Here is an 18,592-nt window from a genome sequence, read left to right as displayed (position 1 = left end):
TGCTAGTTAGCGAATGAACAATACGCGGCGACGGCTAGAAATGCCCGGTCATAGTTCGCGTTGTGCTCATGCTTGCTCAAAAATAAAAAATTCGTTGCTCCAGTGTAACACCTGTTGCGCCAGTAGCCCTTTTAAGCTTCATTAAATTGCAATATCGCCATTGAATACGTTTTTCGGTGTTGTGAAAAAGCCCCTTATTGTGAAATGGCAAGTAGAAGGTTCAGAAGCTGATGCTAAGTGTGGCCCGAGCGCCGTGGTCTTTGGCATCTGCGGCAAGCTGCCCCATATACGACAAACTCAAGACCGCATTGGAAGCGACAGCCAGGCTCAGACCCGCCTCGAGCACCGCTGCATTCCTGGCGATGGGCGCACCGGCGACCGTAAAGGCGTCACCCTCCGAAAAGGCATGTATCGAGGTCGGAACCGTATCGCCAAAAGCGTGTCTCCAGCCCAACGTACCGTATACAGATGCCTGCATCTGGCCCAAGGTAAAGCCGGTCTTCCCCCGCAGGCCCAGCGTCATGAATGTTGTGTCAGTCGTTTGGCCCCCGCTATGCAACGCAGCCGCTCCGCCACGCTCTGTGTAGCCGTCTGTGCGGTGGTTGATGTAGGCCAGGCCGACGAAAGGCTCAAACGACACATGCGGGGTATCCACCTGGTATCCCAGCTCGCCGAAAATCTGGAAAGTACCGGCACGATAGTCGGACGACAGTCGATCTGAAAAACTACCGATAGCCAGCGAACGATTGACGTCGATGTTGTGCCAGGTATAAGCCAGGCCAGTACGCAACCCCAATTGCCCCCATTGCCTGCCGCCATACAGCCCGAGATGATAATTGTCGCTTTCTCCCGAGGAAACACGTGCTGTCGCATCGAAGGAGCTACGACTGTAGCCGGCCACCAGCCCGGCACGCCAGGCATCGAACACCTGACCGTCAGCACCGACCAGGAAACCCCGCGTTGAACGTTCCAGGCGCGCAGAGTTTCCGTCACTGCCTGTGTGCCCCCAACTGCCAAAGGCATGGCCCCATGCGGCAAATCGGTCAGTTGGCGCCGTATGGTCTGCACCATAGGTCTGTACAGGCATGGTATTGGAAGCCATGCCATCGAATGCCGTCCGTATGCGGTCAAAGACTGCATTGCGTACAAAGCGACTCTCTTCCACCAACGCCGTCTTGGCCGACGCATACACCTCGCCCGAAAGCGCATCGAATCCAGCTTGAATCTGCATGGCGTCATCTGGCAGTGTGACCACCGCGTCATAGACCGCCTGCCCCATCCCCAGACTTTCAATACCTGCGGCGGTGGCGCCCTGGTTGCCAGTCAAGGCCATGGAGGAAAAGCTGACCTCATTCCGCTCGAGCGACAGATCAACCGTGCCAGCACCATAATCATAAGCAAGGTCAGGGGTCAGGAAAGCGAAGTCGGAGGTGACCTTCTCGAAAGCGCCAATAAGCGAACCATCAGCCTTGAGAATGCGGTAGGTCGAACTCGGGTCATAGGCACCATCTGCCCCAATGTGCACCACCGAACCGCCCGCCAGACTGGCGGTACCCGTAACGTGAACCAGATCGGCGTCCGTACCTTGCGGATCGACCTCGACCAGATAATGCGAACCCGCATCAAAGACCAAGTCGCCGTCTACCGTGAGCGTCCCGATGGAATTACCCGGCGTCAACATGCCACCGGCCCTAATTGTGGTGTTGCCGACGGTGCCGACCCCAGCTAGCGATGCTCCCGCCATAACCTGCACATTCCCAGTGACCGCGCCATTGACACTCAGCCGCCCACCGTTCATTGTCAGCTGGCCGGTCGATACGACACCCGTCACGTTGACGCCGGCATCCACCGAGAGTTCAACGCTATTTGCCTGAAGCGTATTGATCACCAGCGGCACCTCGTTGTTCAGGCTGAAGTCACCCAGAACATGCACGTTATCCAGTCGCTCGATGGCATTGGCGCTGCTAGCCAGGGCAACATCGCCATCGCTATCGATGCTGACGACCGGCGCTGTCACTGCACCACCCGACTGGGTGATGCCGCCGACGCCATGGAGCGCGAGCGATGAAGTTGCCGCCACATTATGGTTCAGGCTTATCCCGTCTCTTCCACTCAATTCGACCTGGGCCCCGCCCAGCGCTGCCGCTGTAGAGAGCGTGCCCCCGCGTGACATCAGACTCAGGGTTGCAGTGCCAACATTTATTGCATGCCCCGGGAGAGTCAGCTTCCCGCCAGCCTCCAGCACAATAGAGGCATTGAGGCCGTTAACCACTGACGCGATCTGAAGATCATTGACATCGACAATCTTGATATCCGTGCCTTGTACGGTCAACGAACCCAAAAAATCGTTGCTGGCGTTGTCGAGGGCGATGCTGCCGGCCCCAGCATCAATCGTGCTGGCACCACCAACGGATAGCGCACCAGACTGCAAGATCGCACCACCATTGCTGGAGGCCGACAAATCTCCAGTGACACTGCCCTGGCCAAGGTTCAGGCTGCCATGGCTGACCGCAGACAGGCTCCCGGCAGACACCGTACCCAGACTCAGCGAACTCTTATCGGTGATAGCCACGGCTCCACCGGTCAGCGTCACCGTCCCCCCGAATTCGTTGCTGGCGTTGTCGAGGGCGATGCTGCCGACCCCAGCATCAATCGTGCTGGCACCACCAACGGAAAGCGCACCAGACTGCGAGATCGCGCCACCATTGCTGGAGGCCGACAAATCTCCAGTGACAGTACCCTGACCAAGGTTCAGGCTGCCATGGCTGACTGCAGACAGGCTCCCGGCAGACACCGTACCCAGATTCAGCGAACTCTTATCGGTGATAGCCACGGCTCCACCGGTCAGCGTCACCGTCCCCCCGAATTCGTTGCCGGCATTGTGCAGGGCAATATCTCCGGATCCCGCGTTTATCGTGCTGGCACCACCAACGGAAAGCGCACCAGACTGCGAGATCGCACCGCCATTGCTGGAGGCCGACAAATCTCCAGTGACAGTTCCTTGGCCAAGGTTCAGGCTGCCATGGCTGACTGCAGACAGGCTCCCGGCAGACACCTCACCCAGATTAAGCGAACTCTTATCGGTGATAGCCACGGTTCCACCGGTCAGCGTCACCGTCCCCTCGAATTCGTTGCCGGCATTGCTCAGGATAATAGACTCATCAGCGACCTGAATAGAAGTTGTACCCGTAACTGTCACAGGCGAAGTCTGCGTCACGGGTGCAACTGACTGACCACTACTGGGCAGATCAATCGTAGAGTATGAACCTCCCACAGTTTCTGCAAACGCACCCCCAGCCAATCCCACCGTCAGCAAGCCACCTGCGACGAAGCCCACTCCTCGTCGACAATCCCCCGACGAGAAGAATCGATATTTAGTACGCATTGATGTCTCCTCTCTACCCTTGCCATGGCGCTTATTGTTTGGATTAGTTTTTTTGCTACGGCCAACGCTTCTGACTCGTTTATGCCAGCGAAAAAAAGCAAATCACAGTAGCACGCCGACCCAGAAACCAGTTGATCACGCCCTGTTATTTCGGGTAATCCCTTGATACATATCGCCCATATCGCTGCAACCAAACCACACTGAATATCTGATTTTGACAAGCTCGTTATTAATACGCTAGAATCTCGTTCTTTCTAGGCGGTTAGCTCAGTTGGTTAGAGCGCTACGTTGACATCGTAGAGGTCGCTGGTTCGAATCCAGTACTGCCTACCATTACCTTGTTACCCATGGCATCCCACAGATGTCCATTACTGCCTATAACCCGCAAGAATCAATGCTTTGCGGGTTTTTTTGCGCCTCAACACCCGGCCCTTCCCCATTTTCGGGAGATCAGGACATTCGTCAAACTCGGTTAATCACAACGTTCCAATCGCATTAAGCCAAGACGCGCAGGCGAGAAGTCATTGAAGTCGGGTATGGCCAGCCATACAGAAATTGGTATTCGTATAAGCGGATTGCTCCAAGAGGGAAATAACAATAAATTTTTATAATAATTACGAATGCGAATCGTTTTTATTTATAATTCTATTTTCTTTTTTTATGCCATCGTGCAAACACCATACCAAGAGGCTTTGATGACCCACCTTTCCCCTTCTTGCCACAAGCATCCCACCCGTGGCCGCAGCTCGCTGCGCCAGATAACTGCAAGCTCGCTTACTTGCGCGCTATCTGTGGCTTTACCTCTTACGGCAATGGGACAGGATGGCTCAGCGGAGCCAAAAACCAACACGCCCACAGTATCTACACTGCTCGACGCGATTACAGTGCAATCCAGTGGGCTTGCGTCCAACATCCCGCGTACCAGCTTCGCGTCCACCAAAACCGATACCCTGATTGCCGAAACACCGCAGTCAGTATCCGTCGTTACACGCAAACAACTGGATGAGCAGCAGCCACAAAGCGTGTCAGAAGCACTGAATTACACACCCGGAGTGTTCACCAACCTTGTTGGGGCCACAAACCGCTACGATTACGTTGCCCTACGCGGCTTTGTGGAAGGCAGCACGGACAACACCGTGCTGGACGGCCTGAAGGTGCTCAGCGATACCGGTACCTATAGCTCTATGCAAATTGATCCTTTCTTCCTGGAGCGTATCGACGTCTTTCGTGGGCCGTCGTCGGTTCTATTCGGCCGAACGGCCCCTGGCGGTGTCGTGGGACTGACCAGCAAGCGCCCTCTATTCGAGCCGCATCGCAAGCTGGAATTTCGCTTGGGCACGAACAACCGCATGGAAGGCGGCTTCGATCTAACCGGGCCCGTAAACGACGAAGGCACGGCTGCATGGCGGGTCGTGGGCATGGGTCGAAGCCTTGACTCACAGCTCGATCATGCCAAAGAGTCGCGATACGCCATCATGCCTTCGCTGCAATTGAATCTAAGTGATAAAACCAGCCTGCTGCTGCAGGGATACTTTCAGCGCGATCCTAATGGCGGTTATCACAGCGGCATTCCCGCCGATGCCAGTATTACGACGGACCATGATGGCAACAAGCTATCGCGCCATTTTTTTGACGGAGACACTACATACGATCGCTTCAAGCGTGAACAGAACATGCTGGGCTACCTACTGGAACATGCCTTCAATGATCGCTGGATCGTGCGGCAGAACGCGCGTTATACCCAATCAAACCTTGAGCTGCAGCAGGTCTATCAGACGGGTTGGGCCAACCAGCGCGAACTGAGCCGGGCCTATTCAGGGGCAGATGAATCATCGCGTAGCTTCGCCATCGACAACGTGCTGCAAGGGCAATTCGATACAGGGGCATTGAGCCACACTCTGCTGATCGGCGCCGACTACCAGCGCCGTCATGTAACGGGCACCTGGGACTACATGCCGGTATCCAATCTGGATGTCTATGCGCCGGTGTATGGCAATGCCACCTTCCTTGCACCCAACTACCAGACTGACGTCGACCGTACTTTGCGCCAGCAAGGGATATATGTTCAGGACCAGATCTCCTACGAAAACTGGCGTTTCCTGCTCAGTGGCCGCTGGGATCAAGCCGACGTCAGCAACTCCAGCTACGGTACAACATCGGAATGGGATGGCTCGCATTTCAGTATGCGTGCGGGCATTGTCTATCTGTTCGACAACGGTCTGTCACCGTATGCGAGCTACAGCGAGTCCTTCAACCCCAACGCGTACAGCGACCAGCAAGGCAATTTGTTACCCCCCACCACCAGCCGACAGTACGAAGTGGGCTTGCGCTATGAGCCGGCAAACAGCGACGCCATGTACTCCGCCTCACTCTTCGACCTGACGCAGGACGATGTCGCGACGCGAGCCATCGGACAGTCCTATCATGAAGCTTCTGGAGCTATTCGTTCACGCGGCCTTGAGCTGGAAGCCATGACTGCAGTCAACAAAGACTTGACTCTACACGCCAGCTACACACTGACTGACATCGAATACACCCGCGACACTGACTATGAAGGAAAGACACCTTATCAGGCGCCACGCCACATGGCTTCTTTGTGGGCTGCTTATCAGGTAACACCGGGCTTGTCGGTTAATGGTGGTGTCCGATACGTAGGCACCAGCTGGGCAGACAAGGAAAACACGCTCAAGGTGCCTTCCTACACGCTGGTCGACCTGGGTATGAAAATGGATCTGGGTCATTACAGCCCCACCTTGGAGGGTGCTACGCTGCAAGTCAACGCACACAATGTCTTCGACAAGGAGTATGTGGCTTCGTGCGTCAGTCTGCTTTACTGCTATTACGGCGCGGAACGCAGCGTAATGGCGACCCTCAGCTACAACTGGTAGCCTGCTGGTATTCAGCGAAACGGTGCGGCAGGCCCGAGACAATAAGTATCAAATCCATCATTACTCTGGCCTGCCCTGCCATAAACAATACGCGAAATAAATTGTGTGTAAAAAGCAATTGCAATAGAATCGAGAATCGTTCTCAATCAATTTAAAATAATTCGCTATACATGGTTTGGAGATGTCTGAACGCTTGCGCCTTCGGCAAGGCTTGTGATCATCAACCTTCCTCCAAGCAAACACAAAAAAGAAGGCAAGCAAAAATGATTCGTTCACCCCTTGCATGGGCAATTCTGGCAATAACAAGCGGAATGACCATGGCAGCACCCACGCGCGCCCAAGAATCCGATACCGCGTCAACGCCCCGAGCAACCTCCTCCATCGAGACTCTCGACACTGTAACCGTTGTGGGCACTGTGAACGATTTGCAGAGCCTGGATTTCTTCGCACCGAACTCCAGCTTTGTACTGAACCGCAACGATATCGATGAACAAGGAGCCCGTAAACTGGACCAGGCCTTGCATTACCAGGCGGGGGTGCTCAGTGAACCATTTGGCGCCGACAATAAAGTGGAGTGGTTCAAGATTCGTGGTTTTGATGCATCCATATCACTGGACGGCACTCCCACCACACCGAACGGATACTTTGTCTGGAAGCCTGAGCTTTTCGGAGTTGAGTCCGTGGAAGTCCTCAAAGGGCCCAATTCTCTGATATTTGGCGCCTCTGAGGCAGGTGGCGTCGTCAACCTGGTTACCAAACGACCCAAAAAGGAAGAAGCTCTGCTGATGCAGGCGGAAGTCGGCCATCCTGATCGTTTGGGCCTGGGCATAGACTACAACGGCATAGCCAATGAGGCCGGCACAGCCTATTACCGCATCGTGGCACAAGCCCGCCGTGAAGATGGGATGCAAGATGATACCAACATGAAGAGCTATTACCTGGCTCCCAGCTTCACCTTTGAGTTCACGCCACGCACCTCGCTGACGCTGCTGACCAGCATCCAGCATGAAGACGGCACACCAACCAATGGTTTTCTACCTGCCTACGGCACCATTATCGATACACCTTACGGCTTGATTGATCGAAACCTGAACGCAGGCGAGCCCGGCTTCGACCAACTCAAGCGTACTCAGATTAGCGCGGGCTGGCTGTTCAGCCACGAGTTTTCGCCTGAGTGGACCTTCACCCAAAACTACAAGTTCACGCACCTGGATCTCGACCAGCACAACGTATTCGCCTATGGCTCGGATGGCGATCGCCAGCTTCTTCGCGGCTATACCCTCACCGACGGCAACACCCGAAATCACTATTTTGACAACCGCATGAGCGGCAAGCTGCGCCTGAGCGATAACGTAGAGCTGTTGCCCACCTTTGGCGTCGACTATCTCAAATCAGACACCTCCGGTCTGAACAATGGCTTCGGCTTGGTGCCTAACCTCGATATGTTCGAACCCGTCTACGGCGCACCATTCACGGCAGAAGGCACACCTTACGACCTCGATACCAAACAGTTGGGCATGTATGCCTCAGCTCAGTTGCGTGTAGGCGACCATTGGAACTTCAATGCCGGCATACGCCATGACCGGGCCGAAAGCAGCGGCCACATAAATGGAGGCGATACCAGCTACGACGTCAGCCACAACAGCATCAACGTCGGTGCCATGTACATCAGCGACTATGGCATATCTCCCTACATCGGCTACTCAGAGTCGTTCAAACCGGTCGCCGGTGTCGACGGCTATGGCAATAGCTACCGCCCTTATGAAGCGAAGCAAACAGAAGTAGGCATCAAGCTGGAGCCTACCTGGCTGGATGGCACGATCACCCTTGCTTACTTCGACATCGAAGAAAAGAACGCACTGATTGCTGACTCGACCAACATTCAGACGCAGAGCGGCAAGCGCACCAACAAGGGTTTCGAATTGCAGGGCGACTTCAATATCACGCCTAATACAGCGGTCAAGCTCGCATACACCCACAATCATTCCCGCCAGGACATCAGCGACAGCCAGACCATCCGCACACCCCTGATCCCCAATCACCAGGCCAGTCTGTGGGTCAGCCATCGGTTCATGCTGGCCAACAGCAACCCACTGACCGTGGCCGCCGGCGTGCGCTACAACAGCTCAACCGAAGATGAGCGCTATTATCCTGGCGAGACTATTCCCAGTTTTACCCTGGTGGACTTGATGATGCAGTATCAGTTCCAGGAGAATTGGACTTTGCAGCTCAATGCCCGCAACCTCACCGACAAGACCTACGTCTCGGGTTGTGACTTTTATTGCTATTACGGTGGCGGTCGAACGGTCGATCTACAGCTTCAATACCAGTGGTAGCAACACCCGAAAAATGGACGCTTCAGGGCCTCTTTACCGTGGCCTTTCTGGGCATCGTCGCCGGCGTTCAAATGAGCGATATGGGTCTACAGGCCATATCGCTTTCTGCCATCCAGAAGACCTTTGAAGTCAGCGATGCCACCCTGGGTGCATTACAGGGACTGGCCGGCGTTCTGGTGGGCAGCGCGCTGGCCATACCGCTAGCACGATTTGCTGACCGCTACTCCCGCAAGGGCGTATTGCTATGCCTGATTGTGGCATCGACCGCCATGATGGTCTTGAGCGCGATCGCACCCAATTTCCCCTTGTTCTTCATTGGCCGCTCAGCAGCCGGCATTACCGAGTTTGCGATGGTGCCTCTGGTGTACTCGATGATTCCTGACCTGGCGCCGGAGCGTCACCGCGTCATCGCCAACCTCAGTTTTGCGGCATTGATGGCGGCCGGCGCCAGTGGTGGCTTTTTCTTTGCCGGCTCGCTGCTTTCCACTGCCGAACTGATTCCATGGTCCATCGAGCCTTGGCGCAGGGCATTCCTGCTGCTCTCTTGTGCCGGCCTGCCATTGCTGCTGCTCTGCACGCTAACCGTAAATCCCCCCAGACATATGGACGCCACGACACGGACGGTTGATGGCTCATTAAGGTCTTTTCTTCAGCAGCGCTGGCAAGCCATCGGCCTTTTTGTCGGCATTGCCGGATTTCTGGTGGTTGCCGTACAGGCCATCAACCAGTTGATCGCCCTGGCCCTGGAACGTAAGTTCAATGCCATTCCGGGCGATATCGGCCAGGCGATGGGGTTCATCATATTGATGTCTGCGGTAGGATGCCTGCCGGTTGCAGGCTTGCTTGACCGTCTGCTGGCGCGGCGTTTTGGCCTGGCCGTACGCCCGATGCTCATGGGTGCCTGCATTCTGATTGCGGCGCCCGTAGCGCTGCTACTCGCTACAGCAGAAACCCTTGACCATGCTGTCGTCGTCGTGGGGGTGGTGCTATTCGTGACCAGTACGGCCAATGCGCTGGTTCCGACCATGCTGCAGGATCTTACGCCTGCCTCCCTGAGAGCACGCAGCTTTGCAATATGGAGCTTTGTGGTATCGGTATTCGGCGCTGCCGGGCCTTTGCTGGCAGGCATATTTTCAGAGTGGGTATTCGATGGACATTTACTGAATGCAATTGTCGCCGTTGCCGTTCCGACGCTGATCGTATCGGCGTTCTGCGCCTTGCGATCATTCTTGCACACTCGCCAGGAGCAAAATACGTCAACAGCCTAGGCGCCTGACCTACTCAGGCTTCGTTCGCGGATACACAATGCCTGGCAAAAGCCCACAATAATGCTGCCTGGGCAAACTCGGCATATTGATCATCACTTTCCTGATGACCACTGTCGGGATTCAAGCGCAGCACGGCTGGATAATGGCTGGTGGAATGATGGCGTAAGCTCGCTACAAGCTTTGCCGGCTCCCAGTAAGGGACGCGGTCATCCTTCAGACCCGCTGTGCACAGTACAGGCGGATAGGCAGCCTGCTTTATATTCTCGTAGGGCGAGATACCCGCAATATAGTCATAGGCCTGGGGGTCGGAGATAGGATCACCCCAATCCGGCCGCAACAGCGGCACTAGCGGATGATCGGCATTACTCATGGTATTGAGCATGTCAACAAACGGCACCTGGGCAATAACACCCGCCCACTGCTGCGGATCAATATTCATGGCACCGCAAACCAGCAAGCCACCCGCCGAAACACCGTGCGCCACGATCTTGCCCGGCGCCGTATAACCTATGTTCTGCAAATGCTGGGCACAAGCAATGAAATCTGTCATTGAATTGCGTTTTTTCTCGCGGCAACCGTCCTGGTACCAGCGCCAGCCCTTTTCCGAACCTCCCCGTACATGAGCAATGGCATAGCGAAACCCGTTAGCCACCAATACCGTTGCTGGCAGGGAAAAGCGCGGTTCGTACGATATGCCGTAGGCCCCGTAACCCGTAAGCAACAGAGGCAGCGGCTTATCCTCCGGCGCGTCGGCAGGAGACAGGATGGTGATGGGGATGCTGGCCCCGTCACTTGCCCGGGCATATAACCGTTCCAGCCGGTAGGCACTGGGATCAAAACCGCTCAAGTGCGTCTGCCCCACTACCCTGCACTGCCCATCGGCAAGGTCAATATCCAGCCAACGCGGCGGGCTGTTCAACGTCTGATGCACAATACGCACTTGCCTGGCATCGTACGATTGTGACGGTGCAAGCTCGATGGTGTAAGCAGGCTCATCGAAATCAACAACGACCTCTGTTCCATCAGCCCGCATCAATACCAGACGACGCAAGCTGTTTACGCGTTCAAGACGCAGCAATGCATAGGCAAAAGGATGGATGGAAATGATGGAAGTGCCTGCACGATGCGGCACCCATTCCCGGCACACGTCAAAATTGACGGCGTCGATTTCGACCAGTTTGCGGTCCACAGAACCGTCTGCATTGGTCAACATCAATAGCGTATTATTCCATTCGTTGATTTCGTAGCGAATGCCGCGCTGACGTAGCCGCACAAGTCGCGGCGCGACAGTCTCGGACCCGGCAGCAATCAAATAGACCTCGCTCATGTCAGGGCCGGCAAGTGTCAGCGCAACAAAGCCATTGCCGGCCGTTCGGGCAATCTGCATGAAAATGGCAGGATCATGCTCCTCGTAGACCAGCACTGCTTCGCCTCCTTCAACCGGCGAGCGATACAAGCGCGTGGGCCGATTGCATGCGTCACGCCAGATCCAGAACAGATGACGCGACGAGGGACAAAGCGTGAATCCACCATAGCCAAAGGCGTCGGCTTGCACCACTGTGCTGATCAGGCCACTATCCGTGTCGAGTACACAAATACGGTGACGATCATCCCCGCTGACATCTTCCGCCCAGACAAAGTAGCGATCATCTGGACTGGGTTGGTGATCTGTGGCGCGATAGTAGGCATAGCCACGGGCACGCTCGGCTTCGTCGAATAATTCCTGCGTAACTCCGTCCGGCCTTATGCGGGAAAAGACTCTATGCGCATGGCCGTCAGGCACCGTGCAATCATAGCGCCATCTTTGGGCCGATGCCGGTAAGGCATCATTGGACCCTGAAGCTCGCTGCACCATCTGCTCATAAAAATACTTGGCATCCGCCGCCAATGGGTGCAGGACATCCCGTGCATACTCCATCTCGGCGTCCAGGTGTTGACGCAACCGCTCAGGCAACCCATCCAGCGTGCGCGAACAGGATGAAGGAATAAATTTCATCCACGCATAGTGATCGACACGTTCACGTCCCAACTGATGGATTTTGTGGTCTTCACGTGGCGGAATAGGCGGAACCGAATCAGGCCACAAAGCAGTGGGCCCGGATGATGAAGTAGAGTGCATGGATTTGAATAAATAGCGGTTGAACTACCACAACCGTATCGCAAAGAAAGGACGACGAATCTATGAGTTCTTCGATCGCAATGTAGCACGGTTCAGCGGCGCGCCAATCGGGCAAAGCGATCGGCCAAAGGAATCTTTGGACAAGTGTCGCATAGGGTGCCGTCATGGCATTTGTAAACCAGGCAACAAACCTTGCGCTCTATGGCAAGAGACTCGTCACCAACACGACCATACCGCAAGAATCCTCCAGCGTCATGCAAGCCCAAGGCATCCAGCCAGCGCTCGCCCCACGCAACCGTATCATCTGCGGACCAGTCCGCCCGCAAGTCTCCGATCCGTAACGTGGCACTCGTCACATAGTCAGCCAGCAAACGACCCGCGGCCTTGGGATGCAAATCAATGGTTTCAATGCAGGTATTGAATAGCCTGGCCACACCGTCATGCAAAGAGCCTGCCGCAATATTCAGCAGCTCATCTTCGCCGTCTTCGAACGGAACGTGATCAGCAATCCGGCAGCCCCACACCGTGCACGGGCTTGTTTGTTGGCTTATACATTCGGGCCGTATACCCATGCCATTCAGATGAATGCCGGCAAGAGTCAGATAGACCGGTTGCCAAACGAGCAAGCTCCAAGTACGAAAGGCCCAGTAATGCCTGCCAGCTTCCGGGTGGGTCTGAGCCAGTGAGTCAGCCAGCTCCCCCACTTGCCGTACAGACGTATGCGTCCAATCGGTATCAACCTGCGACACAATGTCCAAGGGCCAATCCGGCATGACATTCTGCATGCACTCAGTGAATTCTTCGAGACGGTGGTTCATTTGCAGATGGGCTAGGTGCGCGCGCACCTAGCGATGCATCGATGCGGACGCTACTGACTGTACAAACGCAGCGATCTTCTGCTCTGATTTGATTCCCGGTGCATCTTCCACCCCACTGCTGACGTCCACTGCATAGGGCTGCACCATTTTGAGAGAATGGGCGACGGTATCGGCCTTCAGCCCGCCTGCCAGCACTATGGATCGACTATCGGGCGCCTGTCGTACAGCGCTCAAGAGTTCGGGGTCGAAGCTCAAGCCGCTACCACCATAGCCCGTACTATAGCTGTCGAATAGCCAGGCACTGGCGCTCGGATACCGACGACAAGCAGCCAGTACTGCTTCTGGCGTATCAAGGCCTGGGCCACCCACCCGAAAAGCGCGCATATAGCGCTGCTTGAAACTTGTGCAGAATTCTGGGGATTCATCACCATGAAACTGAAGCAAGTCGGGTTGTACCTGTTCGATGACCTGTTCGACTTCGTGGGTGCTGGCGTTCACAAACAAGGCTACTACATCTACAAAAGCTGGTACCCGCTGGCGCAGGCTTGCAGCTTGCCCAAGCCCTACCGCGCGCTTGCTGGGCCCGTAAAAAACCAGGCCGACGGCGTCGGCGCCAGCCCGTACAGCCGTATCGACATCTTGCGGACGAGTCAAACCGCAAATTTTGATACGCGTGCGCTGCAATGTGCTTAACTGAGACGACATAAATATTTACTTGAATGCGGCGCCAGGATCGCCAGCCTGATAAGCGCCTTGATCGCTGCTTTCTTGTCCGCCAAAACCGAAACCACCAGCGCCGTATGAATCAGAACCATAGACGTTTTCGGTGCCAAAAGAAATGGAATCGGGGTCGAGTACGACCGCATCCTGTTTGTAATGTGTAACCATACCTGGAAACAGCAAGACCGCCGCAACCATCAGCAATTGTATGCAAATAAAGGGAATAGAGCCCATATAAATCTGCCCAGAGGTAACTTTGGGTATCAACTTGCCCGTGACCCGGTCATGGTAATCGTCCTTGGGCGCTACCGAGCGCAGATAGAACAGAGCGAACCCAAAGGGCGGATGTATGAACGACGTTTGCATGTTCACTGCAAGCAGCACACCGAACCAGATGAGATCGATGCCCATTTTCTCGGCCACAGGACCCAGCAATGGCACAATAATGAACGCCAGCTCGAAGAAGTCCAGGAAAAAAGCCAGGAAAAAGGTCAGGAAACTGACAACAATCAGGAAGCCCCACTCACCGCCAGGCAAACCCACCAGCAAATGTTCTACCCACAGATCGCCATTGACGCCCCGGAAGCTCAGGCTGAATACCGTTGAGCCCACCAGGATGAACACGACAAAGCATGACAGCTTGGTGGTGGTGTCCATGGCCTGCTTGAGCAAAGTGAGCGAAAAACGACCACGCGAAATTGCCATGATCAATGCACCAACCGCCCCCATGGCTCCACCCTCTGTGGGTGTTGCCACGCCAATGAAGATGGTGCCCAGTACCAGGAATATCAGGAACAAGGGCGGAATCATTACAAAAGTCACGCGTTCGGCGATGGGTGACAGCAAACCGAGGCGCAAGGTTTTATTGATCAGGGCGATAATCAGAGCGGTCAGGCCCCAGGCCATCAGGCTGATGACTACCCGCTCGTCCACCGGTACTTGCGTGTGCTCACTGAAATAATGCTGCGTGGCAAAATAGGAAACCGTTGAAGCGATAATCGTAAGCACGAGCAGGGAACGCAGTCCGCGGCTGCCGTCGGGCCTATCGTACACACGTGCCTCTTTGGGCAGTGCTGGCGCACTGGAAGGCTTGATAATGGCGCAAATCACCACATAAGCAATATAAGAGCTGGCCAGCAGCAGACCTGGCAGCATGGCACCACGATACATGTCGCCTATGGAACGACCCAGCTGGTCCGCCAGGATGATGAGGACCAGAGACGGAGGAATGATTTGCGACAGCGTACCTGATGCCGCGATTACGCCCGTGGCGAGACGTCTGTCGTAGCCATAGCGCAACATGATGGGCAGTGAAATAAGCCCCATCGAAATCACCGAGGCCGACACGACGCCGGTGGTGGCAGCCAGCATGGCACCCACCAAAACGACGGCAATGGCCAGCCCACCACGTATAGGCCCGAATAGTTGCCCAACGGTTTCAAGCAAGTCTTCGGCCATTCCAGAGCGCTCAAGGATAAGGCCCATCAATGTAAAAAACGGAACAGCCAACAGCGTGTCATTCGAGACGATGCCAAAAACACGCTGCGGCAAGGCCTGAAACAAGGCGGGCTGCATCAGGTCGAGTTCGATCGCCACCAGGCCATACAAAATACCGTTGGCCGCCAACGTAAATGCCACAGGAAAGCCCAGCAGCAGGAATACGATCAGGTTGAAGAACATGATCGGCGCAAGGTTATCGATTAAAAACTCCATGATCAACGACCCTTGCCTGTTGCATTGTTGTGGGTAGAACGTTCGGCATCAAGCTGAGCTTGCGCGAGAATTTCTTCAGCAAGCGCCTCTTCAGCCGTCTTGCCTACAGGCAAGGCCTGGGGATCGGGGCAGTCTCCACGTAAAAAACCTATGCATTTGATCAGGTGCGAAAAACCGGCAAGAATTAGCAGAAAAAAACCTATAGGAATCAACAGCTTGACCGGCCAGCGTATTAACCCACCGGTATTGGACGAAAGCTCATGCAGAACGAGCGATTCGTAGAAGAACGGCAGCGACAGCCAAAATATCAACATGCAGGCAGGAAACAGGAAAAACACCACACCGAGGATCTCTATGTAGATCTGGACACGCCGAGGAAATTTTTGTGAGAGCGCGTCAACGCGTACATGTTCGTTGAGCAAAAAGGTATAGCCCGCCGCCAACAGAAAGATGGCGCCGAACAAATACCATTGCAGCTCGAGCCAGGCATTGGAGCTCATGCTGAATACCTTGCGTATGACGGCATTGGAAGCGCTGACAAGCACCACGATAAGCGTCAGCCATGTGACTAGTTTGCCAATTCTTGTATTGATCGCGTCAATAACCTTGGCGATAGACAGGAAGAATTTCATGTGTCCCGTTGAGCAAGGGTAAAAAACTGTAAAACGGGGTGTATTCTAGCTGATGTGGATGGTTATGACTGTTGGTACATGCCCGCAGTCAAATCGTGGGCCAGCTTAGCCCTACATGCGTCAGCAGTGCCTGCGACGCATCGCGGGACGGAAGTCCATGCTCGTCCGGATACTCAACACCCGACAAATACAAACCCGCCGGACTGAAGGTGGGTGCAGCCCGGCGGCGATCACGTTGCGCCAGCAATTCATCCATCCAATCGGGCTCCTGCTTGCCTTGCCCCACATACAGTAGAGCCCCCATCAGATTCCGGATCATATGGTGCAGAAAGGCATTGGCCCGGAACTTGAACAGATAAAAATCGCCATACTGCTCGATGCTCACTTCCTGCATTGTACGAACCGGGCTGGCTGCCTGGCATTGCGATGAGCGAAAACTGCTGAAGTCGTGCTCGCCAATCAGGCGCCGTGCGGCATCACGCATAGGAGCCAACCGCAAGGAGTGATACACCCAACCAACTCGACCATGCATCAGGGGAGAACGCACCCGTGTGTTGCGAACTATATATATATAGCTGCGCGATATGGCTGAAAACCGGGCATGAAAGCTGTCGGAAACAGGCTTTGCCCACTGAACCGCAATGCTGTCAGGCAATAAAGCATTCAGGCCACGTACCCACGACTCAAGACGGCGGTCGGCTTGCGTATCAAGATGAACGACCTGTTCGAGAGCGTGCACGCCGGTATCAGTGCGACCGGCGCATATTGTGCTGACGGGTTGATCAAGGAATCTGGCTAACGCCGATTCGACCTTATCCTGAACTGTAAGCCCGCCCGGTTGAGTCTGCCAGCCTTGCCAGAACGAACCATCGTAGGCAAGGCCTAAGGCCATCCTGGGCATGATGCTTACTTTGAATCTGGAGGTGAGCGGTTGGGTGCTTCTTGTTCCAGGTCAAGGTTGATTTGATCGAGTTTTTCCTTGACCATGGCTTCGGTAATCGGCCCCGTATTACCTTCACGCCCGGTATCGCGAACAGCATTGGCCCGACGCAATAACCATGCAATGATCAATACGATAAATGCCAGCAAGCCAGTGATCACGCCCAGCATATGCTCTTGAAACCACGACACTGATTGTTCCGCCTTTGTAGAAATGGATTCGGCCGTCTGGGCAGCACCTTGAGTATCAGCCGACACGCTGTTCTGCCCACTGCTGCCACCTGCCGCCACGCCGTTTGCCTCATCTGTTGCAGCAGCACCGGCCTGACCGCTGCCGGTATTGCCACTTCCTGCCTGGTCAGCACCAGCATGACCATCCGTCGCCCCACTGCCTGGCATGCTGTTGCCTGCTGTTGAGCCGCTTGCAGTATTGCTGCTGTCGGAGGTAGAACTATTAGCGCTGGTATCACCGGCATCGGCGCTGGAAGCTGGCGCACCTGAACTGGAGTCTTGTCCGGCCCCGCCAGCTGATGTGCTATCTTGCACGCCCCCATCGCTGGCACCACTGCTGCCGGAGGATGCACTGCCGGTTCCCTGGCCTTGCTCCCCTTCGGGCGCGTTGCCCGATACGTCATTGGCAGCCACACTATCTGGCGCAGCATCGGTGCTGACACCTACCGTACTGCCGGCCTGCGCGATGGACTCGCTCAGGCCTTTGGCGCTGTCGATGACTAGGGACGATGCCGCCAAACCCTGGGACTGCAACGCCTGGTTCAGATTCTTGACGTTGTCTTCGAGTTGCGAAACACGCTGCTGGGAATCTTCTATGCCTTTACTTGTGGCAACAGCATCATCATTGGCTGCATCCGATGAGGCCTGTCCACCCGACAGGCGCAGCTGGTCGCGTGACTCACGAGAGGATGACGCGGCAACAGGAGCTGATTCAGTCACCACACCCATTGCGCCATTGCCCTCGACCACAGCGCCGGTATTGGCCGCAGCACGCTGGCGATATTGAGCATAGGCTTGAGCCTGCTGCTGAAACAGCCGATAGGCTTCTTCTTTGGAAACTGCGGTTAATGCATCGTGGCCAGGCATGGTCAGGCTGGCGCCCGCCTTGATCAGATTGATGTTTTCGTAGATGAAAGCTTGAGGGTTAGCCCGCTGCAATGCAATCATCATCTGGTACACCGTCACTCCGGGAACGGCATGACGCCTTGCAATGGCGAACATGTAGTCGCCTTGCTTGATGCGTATGGTTTTGGCGGGGGCCGCCTGCGATGCTGCCTGTGATCCTGTTGGCTGACTGCTCGTAGTGACCGGAGCTACCGTATCGAGGCCGGCATGCGTTAGCAGGCTGACCTGGTAGCGTTGCTGCCCGGTCGCCGTGCGCACATCAAGCAAAATATCAGCAACCGGCTTGTTGAAAGCTTGATTTGAGCGTATCTGTATTAGCTTGCCATCAGGTGTATAGCCATCAGCCAGATGCACTTGCATGGTGCTCAGGTCGACCGGAGGCGTAAGCCCTGCCTGCCGCCATGCGGCGGCAGGCGCCGGCACAGCGGAAAAGCTGCGCAAGTCGTCGGCGCTTAACTGGCTGACCTGCACATTAACCTGGAAAGGCTGCCCCGGCGCCGAGACAAGCCGGGAATGCCCGAAACTTGCCGCATAAACACTAGAGCAGGTCAGTAATGCCGCCGCAAGCGCCCCGGCCAAAGGTTTAGGTTTTAAAACCAGTACAGCCGACAAGGACACAGCACGGGACATACGCATG

11 protein-coding genes and 1 tRNA gene are annotated in these 18,592 nt (G+C 55.3%); 4 read left to right on the top strand and 8 right to left on the bottom strand.

What is annotated here, in order from left to right:
• Window positions 1-220: 220 nt before the first annotated feature.
• Complete coding sequence (locus ERD84_RS16040) at window positions 221-3,385, bottom strand: autotransporter outer membrane beta-barrel domain-containing protein (protein ID WP_245150663.1); 3,165 nt, start codon at window positions 3,383-3,385, stop codon at window positions 221-223.
• Between the two features lie 256 nt (window positions 3,386-3,641).
• Between ERD84_RS16040 and ERD84_RS09815 the strand changes: the two genes are divergently transcribed.
• The 4 genes from ERD84_RS09815 (at window position 3,642) to ERD84_RS09800 (ending at window position 9,877) form a co-directional block, all read left to right on the top strand.
• Window positions 3,642-3,718, top strand: a tRNA-Val gene (locus ERD84_RS09815).
• A 362-nt stretch (window positions 3,719-4,080) separates the two neighbouring features.
• Complete coding sequence (locus ERD84_RS09810; RefSeq protein WP_167667384.1) at window positions 4,081-6,273, top strand: TonB-dependent siderophore receptor; 2,193 nt, start codon at window positions 4,081-4,083, stop codon at window positions 6,271-6,273.
• 317 nt (window positions 6,274-6,590) lie between these two features.
• A complete protein-coding gene (locus ERD84_RS09805) occupies window positions 6,591-8,609 on the top strand; it encodes a TonB-dependent siderophore receptor (RefSeq protein WP_245150662.1) in 2,019 nt (672 codons plus the stop codon).
• On the top strand, window positions 8,603-9,877 hold the full coding sequence (locus tag ERD84_RS09800) for an MFS transporter (RefSeq protein ID WP_130039432.1): 1,275 nt from the start codon (window positions 8,603-8,605) through the stop codon (window positions 9,875-9,877). Before ERD84_RS09805 ends, ERD84_RS09800 begins: the two co-directional genes overlap by 7 nt.
• Before the next feature lie 13 nt (window positions 9,878-9,890).
• Here ERD84_RS09800 and ERD84_RS09795 read toward each other — a convergent pair whose 3' ends face one another.
• From ERD84_RS09795 to ERD84_RS09765, 7 genes are all read right to left on the bottom strand, one after another.
• On the bottom strand, window positions 9,891-11,996 hold the full coding sequence (locus tag ERD84_RS09795) for a S9 family peptidase (protein ID WP_130039431.1): 2,106 nt from the start codon (window positions 11,994-11,996) through the stop codon (window positions 9,891-9,893).
• Window positions 11,997-12,088: 92 nt separating this feature from the next.
• Window positions 12,089-12,814: a siderophore ferric iron reductase gene (locus ERD84_RS09790; RefSeq protein ID WP_130039430.1), complete on the bottom strand. Its 726-nt coding sequence runs from the start codon at window positions 12,812-12,814 to the stop codon at window positions 12,089-12,091.
• Between the two features lie 27 nt (window positions 12,815-12,841).
• Window positions 12,842-13,519, bottom strand: a complete 678-nt coding sequence (locus tag ERD84_RS09785; protein ID WP_130039429.1) for a phosphoribosylanthranilate isomerase — start codon at window positions 13,517-13,519, stop codon at window positions 12,842-12,844.
• Window positions 13,520-13,525: 6 nt separating this feature from the next.
• Window positions 13,526-15,247: a TRAP transporter large permease gene (locus tag ERD84_RS09780; RefSeq protein ID WP_130039428.1), complete on the bottom strand. Its 1,722-nt coding sequence runs from the start codon at window positions 15,245-15,247 to the stop codon at window positions 13,526-13,528.
• A 2-nt stretch (window positions 15,248-15,249) separates the two neighbouring features.
• Entirely contained in the window at window positions 15,250-15,879 is a 630-nt protein-coding gene (locus tag ERD84_RS09775) for a TRAP transporter small permease subunit (RefSeq protein ID WP_130039427.1), read from the bottom strand.
• An 88-nt stretch (window positions 15,880-15,967) separates the two neighbouring features.
• Entirely contained in the window at window positions 15,968-16,780 is an 813-nt protein-coding gene (gene truA, locus ERD84_RS09770) for a tRNA pseudouridine(38-40) synthase TruA (RefSeq protein WP_130039426.1), read from the bottom strand.
• 5 nt (window positions 16,781-16,785) lie between these two features.
• Window positions 16,786-18,591: a type IV pilus assembly protein FimV gene (locus tag ERD84_RS09765; protein ID WP_130039425.1), complete on the bottom strand. Its 1,806-nt coding sequence runs from the start codon at window positions 18,589-18,591 to the stop codon at window positions 16,786-16,788.
• Window position 18,592 lies beyond the last annotated feature (1 nt).

Source organism: Pollutimonas harenae (genome assembly GCF_004153685.1).
Taxonomy (GTDB): Bacteria; Pseudomonadota; Gammaproteobacteria; order Burkholderiales; family Burkholderiaceae_B; genus Pusillimonas_C; species Pusillimonas_C harenae.
Note: the sequence above shows the minus strand (reverse complement) of the source record. Positions and strands in the feature narration are given on the sequence as shown.